The following is a 13,532-nucleotide window of genomic DNA, read 5'->3' on the forward strand; positions in this document are numbered from 1 at the left end:
CGATGGCACATATCGCCAGGAAGCGGTTCGGGCAGCACTTTCTGTCCGACGGCGGAATCATCGATGCGATCGTGCGGGAGATCGCCCCGCAGCCCGGCGATGCCATGGTCGAGATCGGCCCGGGGCTCGCCGCGCTCACCCAGCCGCTGGTGGAGCGGCTCGGCCGGCTCACCGTGATCGAGCTCGACCGCGACCTGGCCAAGCGGCTGCGCGACCATGCGCAGCTCGACGTGATCGAGTCCGACGTGCTCAAGGTCGACTTCGCCGCGCTCGCGGACCGATTCCCTGGCAAGCCGCTGCGCGTGGTGGGCAACCTGCCCTACAACATTTCCACGCCCATCCTCTTTCACCTGCTGGGCTCGGCCCACCTGGTGGCCGACCAGCACTTCATGCTGCAGAAAGAGGTGATCGACCGCATGGTGGCCAGGCCCGCCACCTCCGACTACAGCCGCCTGAGCGTGATGCTGCAGTGGCGCTACGACATGCAGAACGTGCTATTCGTGCCGCCCGAGAGCTTCGACCCGCCCCCGCGCGTGGACAGCGCCGTGGTGCGCATGGTGCCGCTGGCAACGCCGCCCGCGGTGGACGCGGCGCGGCTTGGCGAGATCGTGCAGGTCGCCTTCAGCCAGCGGCGCAAGCTGCTGCGCCACACGCTGGGCAAATGGCTGCAGGAACATGGGTTCGCCGGCGAGTTCGACACCCAGCGCCGGGCCGAGGAGGTGCCGGTCGCGGAATATGTGGCTTTGGCGCAAACCGTGGCCCCATGAAAAAAGCCCGTCACAGACGGGCTTTTTAATGTGCGCTGGGATCGTCCCTCGCGCACTTCCTGAATCGACGACGTTTAAGCCGCTGCGAGCCAGTAACCCGCGTTGAACGGGCTGCTCATGCGCAGTGCCAGCGGCGACACGTCGACGAGCTTGTCGGTCGGCATTTTTTCGCCGGCCGGCTCGGTGCTGGCGGTGGTTGCTGCTGCTGCGGTATCGGTCACTTCGATGCTGCCATCGAGGTTTTCAGCTTTGGGCTGAGCCTCGTTCGCCCGTTCTGCTTGGCTGGTAGATGCAGAACGGGCTACAGAAAAGAATAGAAGCACCGGAACGGGACCTTGCGGTCGCCCCAGTAGTCCGAGGCGTCGCGGAAGATGTCGAGCAGTTGCTCGCGCGCTTCCTTGTCGAACTTGGCGTTGGCCGGAATCTGCTCCAGCACGATGACGAAACCTGGCTGCGGGCCCGATTTATGCAACGGGTCGGTCATGCAGTCGTACAGCGCGTCGAAGTTCTTCCCGAAGTGGGCCGGGAACGTGAACTGCTGCGCGATCAGGTCGAGCACGTCCTGCTTGGTCTGGGCGTTGCCCAGGTTGGCGTACAGGAAGTGCTGGCCGGCTGCGTTGGCAGCGTCCTGCAGGTCGTTCACGCGGAACGCGCGGATCGATTGCACGATGTTCGGGCGTACGGCACGAAGGGATAAGGTCATCTCCGCTGGTCTTTCCATAGTCATCATCATTTCTTCGGGGCGCTTCGGAGCGCCACCCAGGTCGTTGTCATCGCTCATGGCGCAATCCGTCTGAAACTCGCATAGTGGTCCGCCGTGTACCAGCAGGCCTCGGGTGTGGTGCGTTGTTCGCCACCGCAAACGATCCGTTGTGCACCACGATTGCGCGAGCCGGGTGTCGTCACCGTGTACTCGCGGTAGTGGCCCCGCCGTGCCGGCGGCAAAAGACGTTCGCGATTGCCGAAGACCGTGCCGTCCTTGTCGTACTTGAAAGGGCCGCCGTCGAGGATGGCCCTGTAGGTACGCTGGCCCTGCGCCGGCAGGTCGGACAGTGCAATCGTTCCTTCAGTGGACGTTTTTCCTGCGCCGAACCAGCCGCGGGCCTCGGCCCCCGTCGTCAGCGCCGCCAGCATCAGGCCGGTGAGCGCGAACTTAGTGACAGAAGACGTGATCGAGGCGTAAGCCGCCATGGGGCACCACAAGAAAAGAGCGGGGGGGTGAATTGGCGATCAACCTCGGGGTTAACCCGCAAATTCAAGCCCGCGAGTGTGCACCACGCTGGAGAAAATAGCAAGCGACTGCTCAAAGTTTGAGCAGTCGCAAGGGCTTCGAATGGTGTTTTAAGTTGGCGACCACTCTCGCCAAAGTGCTTATCTCTCGGCGTTTGCGTCGGCCACTGTCAAGGCTGTCATGTTGACGATGCGTCGAACAGTCGCGCTGGCCGTGAGAATGTGCACAGGTTTGGCCGCGCCGAGCAGAACCGGGCCGATCGCGATGTTGCCGCCCGCTGCCGTCTTGAGCAGGTTGTACGAAATATTGGCCGCGTCGATGTTCGGAAAAACCAACAGATTGGCATCGCCCGCCAGCGCGCTGTGCGGCATGACGACCGCGCGCTGCTTGCTGTCGAGCGCCACGTCGCCGTGCATTTCGCCGTCCACTTCGAGCCAGGGAGCCTGCACGCGCAGCAGGTCGAGCGTCTTGCGCATCTTGATGGCGCTGGGCTCGTTGCTGGTGCCGAAGTTGGAGTGCGACAGCAGCGCGGCCTTCGGCTTCAGGCCGAAGCGCATCATTTCCTCGGCCGCCATGGTCGTGATCTCGGCCAGCTCCTCGGGAGACGGGTCGTAGTTGACGTGCGTGTCCACCAGGAACACCTGGCGGTCGGGCAGCAGCAGGCCGTTCATGCAGGCGTACACCGGCACGTCCTGCGGGGTGCTGGCGCAGCCGCCGGGGCGCTTGCCGATGACCTGGTCGATGTAGTGCAGGTGGATCAGCGTGGTGCCCCAGGTGCCGCAGATCATGCCGTCGACCTCGTCCTTGTGCAGCAGCATCGCGCCGATCAGCGTGAGGCGGCGGCGCATCTCGATCTTCGCGACCTGGGTGGTGATGCCCTTGCGCTCGGTCATGCGGTGGTAGGTCTGCCAGAAGTCGCGGTAGCGGTGGTCCTGCTCGACGTTGACCACGTCGTAGTCGAGCTCTTCCTTCAGGCGCAGGCCGAACTTCTCGATGCGCTGGGCAATGATGGCCGGGCGGCCGATCAGCGTCGGGCGGGCCAGGCCCTCGTCGACCACGATCTGCGCGGCGCGCAGCACACGCTCTTCCTCGCCCTCGCTGTACGCCACGCGCTTCTTCGGCGAGCGCTTGGCCGCGTCGAAGATGGGCTTCATCGTGGTGCCCGATGCGTAGACGAAGCTCTGCAGCTTGTCGCGGTAGGCGTCCATGTCCTTGATCGGGCGCATCGCCACGCCGCTTTCCTCCGCGGCCTTGGCCACGGCCGGCGCGATCTTCATCATCAGGCGCGGATCGAAGGGCTTCGGAATCAGGTATTCGGGGCCGAACGACAGCTTTTCACCGACGTAGGCGGCGGCCACGCGCTCGCTCTGCTCGGCCTGTGCCAGGTCGGCAATGGCGTGCACCGCGGCAATTTCCATCTCGTCGGTGATCGTGGTCGCGCCTGAGTCGAGCGCGCCGCGGAAGATGTACGGGAAGCACAGGACGTTGTTGACCTGGTTCGGGTAGTCGGTGCGGCCCGTGGCCATGATCACGTCGGGGCGCACAGCGTGCGCGTCTTCGGGGGCGATCTCGGGGTTGGGGTTGGCCAGCGCGAAGATCACCGGCTTGGGCGCCATCTTGGCAACCATGTCGGCCTTCAGCACGCCGCCGGCGGACAGGCCCAGGAACACGTCGGCGCCCACGATGACTTCGGACAGCTTGCGCATGTCGGTCTTCTGCATGTACTGGCGCTTGTCGTCGTCCATCAGCTCTTCGCGGCCTTCGTAGACCACGCCGGCCAGGTCGGTGACGAACACGTTCTCGCGCTTCAGGCCCACCTTCAGCAGCAGGTTCAGGCAGGCCAGCGCCGCGGCGCCCGCGCCCGAGGTCACCAGCTTGACCTCGCCGATGTTCTTGCCGGCCACCTTCAGGCCGTTGACCATGGCGGCGGCCACGGTGATGGCGGTGCCGTGCTGGTCGTCGTGGAACACCGGGATCTTCATGCGCTTGCGCAGCTCGCGCTCCACGTAGAAGCAGTCGGGTGCCTTGATGTCTTCCAGGTTGATGGCGCCGAAGGTCGGCTCCAGCGACGCGATGATCTCGACCAGCTTGACCGGGTCTTTTTCGTCGATCTCGATGTCGAACACGTCGACGCCGGCGAACTTCTTGAAGAGAACGCCCTTGCCTTCCATCACCGGCTTGGACGCCAGCGCGCCGATGTCGCCCAGCCCGAGCACCGCGGTGCCGTTGCTGATGACGCCCACCAGGTTGCCGCGCGAGGTGTACTTGAAGGCGTTCAGCGGGTCCTTGACGATCTCTTCGCAGGGCGCGGCCACGCCGGGCGAGTAGGCCAGCGACAGGTCGCGCTGGTTGACCATCTGCTTGGTCGCCGCGATGGCGATCTTGCCGGGGACGGGAAACTCGTGGTACTCGAGGGCGGCACGGCGCAGCTCGGCGCGTTTGTCTTCGGGCGTGGGAGTCGAGGTCGAGGGGGTCGAAGGGGTCGAATCGGACATGTGCCTGTAGCTCCTGGTGGCGCTTCTTCTGGGGGCGCCGATTGTAGACCTCGCTCCGCGGGGCCCGGGCAGAGGCCATACGCCGCATGGCCAGGGGGTGTACATGACCAAATGCACGGGTTACGCCGTCAAGTCGCTGTGGCAATATGCACAGTTCGGGCAAAAACCTGAAAACACCCTGATAACACCGAGAGGAGCGACCATGGCGCTGATGGATTTCATCAAGAAACAGTTCATCGACATCATCCAGTGGACGGAGACCGGCGATGGCACGCTGGCCTGGCGCTTCCCGATGGCGGAGATGGAAATCCAGAACGGCGCCTCGCTCACCGTTCGCGAATCGCAGGTGGCGGTCTTCGTCAACGAAGGCAAGGTGGCCGACGTGTTCGGCCCCGGCATGTACAAGCTCACGACGCAGACGCTGCCCGTGCTCACGTACCTGAAGAACTGGGACAAGCTCTTCGAGTCCCCCTTCAAGAGCGACGTCTACTTCTTCAGCACCCGCCAGCAGGTCGACCAGAAGTGGGGCACGCCCCAGCCGATCACCATCCGCGACAAGGACTTCGGCGCCGTGCGCCTGCGGGCCTTCGGCAACTACAGCTTCCGCATCGGCGACGCCAAGCTGTTCCACACCGAAATCTCCGGCACCCGCGACATCTACAGCGTGGCCGACCTCGACGGCCAGCTGCGCGGGCTGGTGCTGCAGAACATCAGCAACGCCATCGCGTCCAGCGGCGTGCCCTTCCTCGACCTGGCGGCCAACCAGATCCAGTTCGCGCAGGCGCTCGCCGCGCAGCTGGTGCCCGAGTTCGAGAAGATCGGCATCAAGCTCGAGAACATCACGGTGCAGAACGTGTCCCTGCCCGAGGAGCTGCAGAAGATCCTCGACCAGAAGATCGGCATGGGCATGGTCGGCAACGACATGGGCAAGTTCATGCAGTACCAGACGGCGCAGGCCATTCCGAAGTTCGCCGAAGGCGCGGCCAACGGCGGCGGCATTGCCGGCGACGCGATGGGCCTGGGCGCCGGCGTGGCGCTCGGCCAGGTGCTGGCGCAGAACCTCGCGCAGGGCCTGAGCCCCAACGCGGCGGCCGCCGCCGCGGCCACACAGCAGCAACCCGCCGTGGCCGTGGTGAGCCCCACCGACGTGATGACCACGCTCGAGAAGCTCGGCGAGCTGAAGACCAAGGGCATCCTCACGCAGGAAGAGTTCGACGCCAAGAAGGTCGAGTTGCTCAAGAAGCTGGTCTAACCCCCAGGCTTCGCGCACTTCGTGTCGCTTCCACTCCCCCCTTGCAGGGGGCGATGCCCGCGGCCCGGCGTAGCCGGACCCGTGGCGTTCCCCGCCCCGTTCGCCGTATCTCCGTCAGCGCGCCATGGCTGAGGAAACCGGCAACCAACGCTACTACCGCGCGCCCTGCCCCGGCTGCGGCGCGCCGGTCGAATTCCGCTCGGCGCAATCGACGCACGCGGTCTGCCCCTACTGCCAGAGCACCGTCGTGCGCCAGGGCGACACGCTCGCGCGCACCGGCAAGATGGCCGAGCTGTTCGACGACTTCAGCCCGCTGCAGCTGTTCGCCGCCGGCCGCATCCAGGACAAGCCGTTCACGCTGATCGGCCGGCTGCAGTACACCTACCCCGGCGGCCGCTGGACCGAGTGGATCGCCGCGCTCGACGGCGACCGCACCGGCGTGCTCAGCGAGGACAACGGCGCCTACGTGTTCGCGCTGCCGTTCGACATCCAGCGCGCCGCGCCGCCCTTCGGCGAGCTGCGCGTGGGCGCCACCACCGCCTTCGCGGGCCAGAGCTACACCGTCACCTCCAACGAACAGGTGGCGCTGACCTCCGCGCAGGGCGAGCTGCCGCACCTGCCAGAGCTCGGCAAGCCGTTCGCGATGGTCGAGCTGCGCAACGACAAGGGGCTGGTGCTCAGCCTCGACTACGGCACCGCGCCGCCCGCCGCCTACCTCGGGCGCTCGGTGCAGCTCGAAGACCTGCAGCTCACCGGCCTGCGCGAGGACTCCGCCAAGAACGAGACCGGCCGCAGCTTCAACTGCCCGAACTGCGGCTCGCCCGTCACCGTCAACCTGGCCGACAGCAAGAGCATCACCTGCCGCTCGTGCAACAGCATCATCGACCTGTCGCAGGGCATCGGCGGCGAGCTGAAGCACGCCGCGCAGAACGAGCCCGTGCGCCCGCTCATCGCGCTGGGCACCATGGGCCAGCTGCAGGGCGCGCAGTGGCAGGTGGTGGGCTTCCAGCACCGCATGGGCACCGAGCCCGGCGACGACGAGATGTTCGGCTGGGACGAGTACCTGCTCTACAACAAGAAGCGCGGCTTCAGCTTCCTGGTGGACGCCGAAGACGGCTGGAGCCTGGTCAAGCCGACCACCGGCGCGCCGGTGATGGCCGAGAACGGCAGCACCGCCACCTACCTGAGCAAGCGCTACCAGCAGCAGTACGCCTACAACGCCGAGACCACCTACGTGGCGGGCGAGTTCTACTGGCAGGTGGAGCGCGGCCAGAAGACCTTCAACCGCGACTTCGCCAACGGCCCCGCGCTGCTGTCGATGGAGCGCTCGGCCAACGAGCTCACGTGGTCCTCGGGCATCAAGCTCGACAGCGGCGTGGTGGCCACCGCCTTCAAGCTCGACGCCAAGAAGGACATGTTCAAGCGCGCCGACGCGCTGCCCGTGAGCGCCGCCTCGGGCATGGGCTGCGGCACGATCATCCTGATCATCGTGGTGATCATCATCGTGCTGATCATCCTGAGCACCTGCAGCAGCGGGTCGTCGGGCGGCTCGCGCAGCTCGGGCGGCTCCTACGGCGGTTATTCGAGTGGCGGCGGCCACAAATGACGGCGAAGATGCGCACGCGGTGTGCGATGACCCTTACTACTACGACTGGAGGTCCCCATGGGATTTGAATGGCTGAAACCGGGCGTGGTCCTCGGATCGCTCGTGTACGCGCTGATCGGCGTGATCATCTTCTGGCTCTGCTTCCTGATCATCGACAAGATCACGCCCTACGACCTGTGGGGCGAGATCGTCGAGAAGCAGAACGTGGCGCTGGGGCTGGTGGTTGCCGCGATGAGCCTGGGCATCAGCATCATCGTGGCCGCAGCAATCCATTGAGCGACGCGGCCCTGCCCGCGCGCACCCCGGATGCGCGGGGGCCGCAACCCGTGGAGGTCGCGCTGCTCGCCAGCGTGTTCGTCGTCGCGGCCTGCGGCCTCGTCTACGAACTGAGCGCGGCCGCGCTGAGCAGCTACCTGCTCGGCGACTCGGTGCTGCAGTTCAGCACCATCATCGGCACCTACCTGTTCGCCATGGGCGTGGGCTCGTGGCTCTCGCGCTACTTCGACCGCCAGCTGCCCGCGCACTTCCTGCGCATCGAGCTGATGGTGGCGCTCATTGGCGGCGCGCTGCCGGCCATCCTGTTCCTGGCCAACGCCTACGTGCCCAGCGCCTTCCGCCTGCTGCTGTACGGCCTGGTGATGGTCGTGGGCACGCTGGTGGGGCTCGAAATTCCGCTGGTCATGCGCATCCTGAAGCGCAACATCGTGCTGAAGAACCTGGTGTCGCAGGTGCTCACCTTCGACTACCTCGGCGCGCTCGCGGTGTCGGTGGCGTTCCCGCTCATCCTGGTGCCGCAGCTCGGCATGATCCGCACCGGCCTGCTGTTCGGCTTCATGAACGCGGCCGTGGCCGTGTGGGCGCTGTGGCTGTTCCGGCACGAGCTGCGCCGCATTGGGGCGCACGCGGTGGCCTGCTTTCTCGCGCTGGCCGCGCTGCTGGCGGCCTTCGTGTGGGCCGACCACATCACCACGCTGGCGGAAGATAAGTTCTACCAGGACCACATCGTCTTCAGCGCCACCTCGCCCTACCAGCGCATCGTGGTCACGCGCGGGCTGCTCGGGCACCGCCTGTTCCTGAACGGCAACCTGCAGTTCGCCGAGCGCGACGAGTACCGCTACCACGAGGCGCTGGTGCACCCCGTGATGGCCGCGCAGGGCGCGCCGAAGAAGGTCGCCGTGCTCGGCGGCGGCGACGGCATGGCGGTGCGCGAGATATTGAAGTACCCCTCGGTCGAATCGGTCACGCTGGTGGAGCTCGACCCGAACATGACCCAGCTCTTCACCACGCACGAGACGCTGGCCGCGCTCAACGGCCATTCGCTGTCGTCGCCGAAGGTGAAGATCGTGAACACCGACGCCTTCCAGTGGCTGCAGCAGCCGGGTGATACCTACGACGTGATCGTGGTCGACTTTCCGGACCCGACCAACTTCGCCATCGGCAAGCTCTACACCAACAGCTTCTACGCGCTGCTCGAAAAGCGCCTGTCGGCCAGCGGCTACGCGGTGATCCAGACCACCTCGCCGCTGGTGGCGCGCAAGAGCTACTGGACCGTGGCGAGCACCATCGAGTCGGTCGGGCTCACCGCCACGCCGTACCACGCGCACGTGCCCAGCTTCGGCGAGTGGGGCTACATCATCGCGAGCCGCCGGCCGTACCGCATGCCCGATGCGCTGCCCGCGGGCCTGCGCTTCCTGTCGCCTTCCACGCTGCCGCTGATGTTCGACTTTCCGCTCGACATGGCGCGCGTGCCGACGGAAGTGAACCGCCTGTCGAACCAGATCCTCGTCACCACTTACGAACAGGAGTGGGGCAAGGTGATGGCGCATTGATATGACTCGCCCCCAGGCTGCGCGCACTTCGTGTCGCTTCGCCAACCCCCTACCGGGGGCAACACCTGCGGCCCGGCAAAGCCGGTTCCGCGGTGTTCCTCGACGAAAGCAGGTGCCATGAGGCGTCGTGGTTTCCTGGGAGCCGCAGCGGGCGCCTTGGCGCTCGCGGGCTGCGAGGCGCCGCCCGCGCCCATCGAGGGCGGCTTCACCGGCATCGACGTCGCGCGCGGCCACGCCATGCGCGACGGCGCGCTCAAGCGCCAGGCGCCCGCCGTCGTGAAGCGCACGCGCGTCGTCATCGCCGGCGGCGGTGTCGCCGGCCTCGCCGCCGCGCGCGCGCTGCGGCTGGCGGGCATCGACGACTTCGCGCTGCTCGAGCTCGAAGACTCGGCCGGCGGCAACGCGCGCGGCGGCATGGTCAACGGCATCGCCTGCCCGCTGGGCGCGCACTACCTGCCGGTGCCCGGCGACGACGCGCGCGAGGTGCAGGACCTGCTCGAAGAACTCGGCCTGCGCCGCCGCGTGGCCGGCCGCTGGGAATACGACGAGGTCACGCTCTGCCACAGCCCGCAGGAGCGCCTGTTCTTCCACGGCGAATGGCAGGACGGCCTGCTGCCCGTGCACGGCGTGACCGACAGCACGCTGGCGCAGTACCGCAAGTTCTCGCAGCGCATCGACGCGCTGCAGCACGCGGCGCACTTCGCCATTCCCACGCTCAAGGTCGCGCTCACGCCCGAGCTGCTGGCGCTCGACGCCATCAGCTTCGCCAGCTGGCTCGACAGCGAAGGCTTCAGCGACGCGCAGCTGCGCTGGTACCTCGACTACTGCTGCCGCGACGACTACGGCGCGGGCATCGCGCAGGTGTCGGCGTGGGCCGGCATTCATTACTTCGCGAGCCGGCACGGCTTTCATGCGCCCGGCGACCCGACCGGCAGCGCCAACGACGCCAACCCCGAGCGCGACGGCATCCTCACCTGGCCCGAAGGCAACGGCTGGCTCACCAAGCAGCTGGCCCGCCCGCTCGGCGAGCGGCTGCGCACCGGCCAGGTCGTCACGCGCATCGCCGACGTGCGCGGCGGCGTCGAGGTCGACGCGTGGGACGCGACCAGCCAGTCGATGGTGCGCTGGCAGGCCGAGCGCTGCATCGTCGCGCTGCCCGTGTTCATCGCCGCGCGCGTGGTCGAGAACCCGCCCGAGGTGCTGAAGAACGCCGCCGCCCATGTGCGCTACGCGCCCTGGCTGGTCGCCAACATCCACCTGCGCGGGCCGCTGTCCGACCGCCACGGCGCGGCGCCCAGCTGGGACAACGTGATCTACGGCACCAAGGGCCTGGGCTATGTCGACGCCCGCCACCAGGCGCTGGACCCTACGCCGCGCGGCACCGTGCTGAGCTGGTACCGCCCGCTGGGCGCCAGCGGCTACGACACGGGAGACGGCCGCAAGCTGCTGCTGGAGCGCCCCTGGACCGGCTGGCGCGACGACCTGCTGGCCGAGCTGTCGGTGCCGCACCCCGACCTGCCTTCGCTGGCCACGCGCATCGACATCACGCGCTACGGCCACGCCATGTCCATTCCGCACCCCGGCCTGCTCGCGCGGATCGGCCCGCAGCGCAGCGCGCCCGACGACGCGCACCGCGGCAGCGTGGTCGCGGGCCGGCTGTCGTTCGCGCACGCCGACTGGTCGGGTTACTCGATCTTCGAAGAGGCGTTCACGCGCGGGCACGTGGCGGGCGCAGCGCTCGCATGAAGACGCTGGTGCTCGGCGGCTACGGCAACTTCGGTGCCCGCATCTGCCGCGCGCTGGCCGCGGACCCGCACATCGAACTGCTGGTGGCGGGCCGCGATGCGCAACGCGCGGCGGCCTTCGCGGAGACGCTGGGCGGTAACGCTCGCAACCCTCGCAACCCTCGCAATGCGCGCGGCGTGCGTGTCGACGTGCAGGCGCCCGGCTTCGCCGACATGCTGCGCGAACTCGGCGCCGAGCTCGTGATCCACACCGCCGGCCCGTTCCAGGGCCAGGACTACCGCGTGCCGCAGGCCGTGGCCGAGGCGGGCGCGCACTGCATCGACCTGGCCGATGGCCGGCGCTTCGTCTGCGACTTTCCGGCGGCGCTCGACGGCATCTTTCGCGCCGCGGGCCGCACGGCCGTGAGCGGTGCGAGCACCGTGCCCGCGTTGTCGTCGGCCGTGGTCGACCACCTCACCGCGGGCTGGCAGGCGGTTCGCAGCATCGACATCTGCATCGCCCCCGCGCAGGGCGCGCCGCGCGGCGAGGCCACGCTGGCCGGCGTGCTCGCCTATTGCGGCGAGCCGGTGCGCGTGTGGCAAGGCGGGCGGTGGGTCGAGCAGCCCGGCTGGGCGAACCCCACCAAGGTCGAGTTCGCGCGCATGAAGCCGCGCCGCGGCGCGCTGTGCGACATCCCCGACCTGGAGCTTTTTCCCGCGCGCTATGCCGGCGTGCAGTCGGTCATGTTCCGCGCCGCGCTCGAAGTCGGGCTGGCGCAGCACGCCTTCGCGTTCATGGCCTTCCTGCGCCGCGCGGGCTGGCTGCCCGCGCCGCACAAGCTGGCGCCGCTGCTGCATTCGGCCGGCCGCGTGTTCGATGCCATGGGCAGCGCGCTCGGCGGCATGGTCGTACGCGTCGAGGGCACGGATGCGCAGGGCAAGCCGGCGCGCCGCGCCTGGCACATCGCGGCCGACGACAACCACGGCCCCGAGATTCCCTGCATGGCCGCCATCCTGCTGGCGCGCCGCCTCGCGCGCGGCGACGCGTTGCCCCATGGCGCGCATGCCTGCGCCGGCCTGGTGACGCTGCAAGAGTTCGAGCCCGAGTTCGCGCGCTGGGGCATGGTGACCGACGTCGTCGACGAAGCCGCATCCGATGTACGGGGCCATGGCGCACCGGCGTTTTGAGTTCGACATGCCGGCCCCGGCCGACGTGGTGTTCGACGCCTTCCACTATCACGTGTGGCGCGCGCGCTGGGACTCGCTGGTCGGCAACGCCCGCGTGGTGGGCGGCGCGCCCTGCCCCTTCGTCGGCGCCGAGACCGAGAACACCGGCGGCGGCTTGCTGCGCGGCCTCTCGATGCGCACCCGCTTCGTCACCTTCGACCGGCCGCACGTGGCGGCGGCGTCGATGGTCGGCCAGTCCTTTCCCTTCAGCCGCTGGGCTGCGTCGATGCGGCACCGCGACACGCAGCCCGGCCAATCGGTGCTGATCTACGTCTACACCATCGAGGCCGGCCCGAAGGCGCTGCGCGGGCTGCTGGAGCCGGTGGTCGCATGGGTGTTCGCGCGGCAGACGCAGCGGCGCTTCATGCGCATGCGCGCGTTCCTGGCCGCGCACGCGCAGGAGGTCGTCGCGTGGCAGCGCACGCAGAGCACGCAACAAGGCCATGACGCCGCATGACGAACCCCGGTGACGACACCCGCCCGCTGCGCTTCAGTCTCGTGGCGGTGTGGTTGTTCACCGCCGTGGCCAGCCTGGTCGAGCTCCACGGCCAGAGCCGCGACGTGCTGGCCGCCGCCGGCATCGCCTCACCAGAATGGTGGGTGCAGGGCCTGATCGTCGGCGGCGCGGCGGCGGACCTGGCCGTCGGCATCGCGCTGTGGCGCTGGCCCGGCCGCGCAAGCTATGCCGCGGCCTTCGCCCTGATGCTCGGCATGACCGCCGTGGCAACGGTGCTGCAGCCCGGCCTGTGGCTGCACCCTCTGGGCCCGTTGCTCAAGAACATTCCCATCGCCGCCCTGCTCTGGCACCTGTACCGCCGCGCGACTCCATGAACACCTACCTTGTCTTGAAGTGGCTGCACATCGTTTCCAGCGTGTTGATGGTCGGCACGGGGCTGGGGTCGGCGTTCTACATGTTCTTCACCAACCGCAGCGGCAGCGTGCCGGCGCAGGCGGTGGTCAGCCGGCTGGTGGTGCGCGCCGACTGGTGGTTCACAACGCCCACCGTCATCCTTCAACCGGCCACGGGTTTCGCGCTGGCGCACATGGCGGGCTGGCCGATGTCCACGCCGTGGCTTGCGTTGTCGTTGCTGTTGTTCGTGTTCGCGGGCATCTGCTGGCTGCCGGTGGTGTGGCTCCAGGTTCGCATGGCCGCCCTCGCGGCGCAGGCGCACCGTGACGCCACGCCGCTGCCGCCGCTCTACGCGCGCTACCAGCGCTATTGGGAGTTGCTCGGCTACCCGGCGTTCGTGGCGATGGTCGTCGTGTTCTATCTGATGGTGAACAAGCCGCAGCTGTCGTTTTGAAATGGGGCGGACGCCGCGTTCAGGGCGCGATCAAGCCGAACCACGTGCGGTTTTCACGAAGACTTCACACACGGCGCCATCGCTTCACAAGCCCTGA

Annotated in this window: 14 protein-coding genes; 10 read left to right on the forward strand and 4 right to left on the reverse strand. The window is 67.9% G+C overall.

The genetic code is table 11. From position 1 onward, the window contains the following. Positions 1 to 2 precede the first annotated feature (2 nt). Positions 3 to 767, forward strand: coding sequence for a 16S rRNA (adenine(1518)-N(6)/adenine(1519)-N(6))-dimethyltransferase RsmA (rsmA, locus tag QTI51_RS28125; protein WP_116911687.1), 765 nt, complete (start codon positions 3 to 5; stop codon positions 765 to 767). Between the two features lie 74 nt (positions 768 to 841). Here rsmA and QTI51_RS28130 read toward each other — a convergent pair whose 3' ends face one another. From QTI51_RS28130 to QTI51_RS28145, 4 genes are all read right to left on the reverse strand, one after another. Further along, positions 842 to 988 carry a hypothetical protein gene (locus QTI51_RS28130; RefSeq protein ID WP_165840417.1) on the reverse strand — a complete coding sequence of 49 codons (147 nt, stop codon included), beginning with the start codon at positions 986 to 988 and terminating at the stop codon, positions 842 to 844. Positions 989 to 1,068: 80 nt separating this feature from the next. Then, positions 1,069 to 1,494 (reverse strand): barstar family protein, encoded by a 426-nt coding sequence (locus QTI51_RS28135; RefSeq protein ID WP_086011111.1) that lies wholly within the window; start codon positions 1,492 to 1,494, stop codon positions 1,069 to 1,071. A 50-nt stretch (positions 1,495 to 1,544) separates the two neighbouring features. Continuing rightward, the gene (locus tag QTI51_RS28140; protein ID WP_116911686.1) at positions 1,545 to 1,958 is read right to left on the reverse strand and encodes a guanyl-specific ribonuclease; all 414 of its coding nucleotides are present in this window, start codon (positions 1,956 to 1,958) and stop codon (positions 1,545 to 1,547) included. Positions 1,959 to 2,138: 180 nt separating this feature from the next. Further along, on the reverse strand, positions 2,139 to 4,493 hold the full coding sequence (locus QTI51_RS28145; RefSeq protein ID WP_116911685.1) for an NADP-dependent malic enzyme: 2,355 nt from the start codon (positions 4,491 to 4,493) through the stop codon (positions 2,139 to 2,141). A 202-nt stretch (positions 4,494 to 4,695) separates the two neighbouring features. Here QTI51_RS28145 and QTI51_RS28150 point away from each other — a divergent pair, with 202 nt between their 5' ends. The 9 genes from QTI51_RS28150 (at position 4,696) to QTI51_RS28190 (ending at position 13,435) form a co-directional block, all read left to right on the forward strand. Further along, complete coding sequence (locus QTI51_RS28150) at positions 4,696 to 5,745, forward strand: SPFH domain-containing protein (RefSeq protein ID WP_286516866.1); 1,050 nt, start codon at positions 4,696 to 4,698, stop codon at positions 5,743 to 5,745. A gap of 124 nt (positions 5,746 to 5,869) precedes the next feature. Then, the gene (locus QTI51_RS28155) at positions 5,870 to 7,351 is read left to right on the forward strand and encodes a DUF4178 domain-containing protein (RefSeq protein WP_116911683.1); all 1,482 of its coding nucleotides are present in this window, start codon (positions 5,870 to 5,872) and stop codon (positions 7,349 to 7,351) included. Positions 7,352 to 7,408: 57 nt separating this feature from the next. Next, entirely contained in the window at positions 7,409 to 7,627 is a 219-nt protein-coding gene (locus QTI51_RS28160) for a DUF350 domain-containing protein (RefSeq protein WP_093128864.1), read from the forward strand. Then, positions 7,624 to 9,180 carry a polyamine aminopropyltransferase gene (locus QTI51_RS28165; RefSeq protein ID WP_503011548.1) on the forward strand — a complete coding sequence of 519 codons (1,557 nt, stop codon included), beginning with the start codon at positions 7,624 to 7,626 and terminating at the stop codon, positions 9,178 to 9,180. The genes QTI51_RS28160 and QTI51_RS28165 overlap by 4 nt, the downstream gene beginning before the upstream one ends. 117 nt (positions 9,181 to 9,297) lie before the next feature. Further along, positions 9,298 to 10,926 (forward strand): FAD-dependent oxidoreductase, encoded by a 1,629-nt coding sequence (locus QTI51_RS28170; RefSeq protein WP_116911682.1) that lies wholly within the window; start codon positions 9,298 to 9,300, stop codon positions 10,924 to 10,926. Beyond that, positions 10,923 to 12,092: a saccharopine dehydrogenase family protein gene (locus QTI51_RS28175; protein ID WP_116911681.1), complete on the forward strand. Its 1,170-nt coding sequence runs from the start codon at positions 10,923 to 10,925 to the stop codon at positions 12,090 to 12,092. The genes QTI51_RS28170 and QTI51_RS28175 overlap by 4 nt, the downstream gene beginning before the upstream one ends. 7 nt (positions 12,093 to 12,099) lie before the next feature. Then, entirely contained in the window at positions 12,100 to 12,588 is a 489-nt protein-coding gene (locus QTI51_RS28180) for an SRPBCC family protein (protein WP_286516868.1), read from the forward strand. Beyond that, positions 12,585 to 12,962, forward strand: a complete 378-nt coding sequence (locus QTI51_RS28185; protein WP_116911679.1) for a DoxX-like family protein — start codon at positions 12,585 to 12,587, stop codon at positions 12,960 to 12,962. The genes QTI51_RS28180 and QTI51_RS28185 overlap by 4 nt, the downstream gene beginning before the upstream one ends. Continuing rightward, positions 12,959 to 13,435 carry a DUF2269 family protein gene (locus QTI51_RS28190; protein ID WP_116911678.1) on the forward strand — a complete coding sequence of 159 codons (477 nt, stop codon included), beginning with the start codon at positions 12,959 to 12,961 and terminating at the stop codon, positions 13,433 to 13,435. Before QTI51_RS28185 ends, QTI51_RS28190 begins: the two co-directional genes overlap by 4 nt. The last annotated feature ends 97 nt before the right edge of the window (positions 13,436 to 13,532 follow it).

The sequence above is a fragment of the Variovorax sp. J22G73 genome, assembly GCF_030317035.1.
Taxonomy (GTDB): Bacteria; Pseudomonadota; Gammaproteobacteria; order Burkholderiales; family Burkholderiaceae_C; genus Variovorax.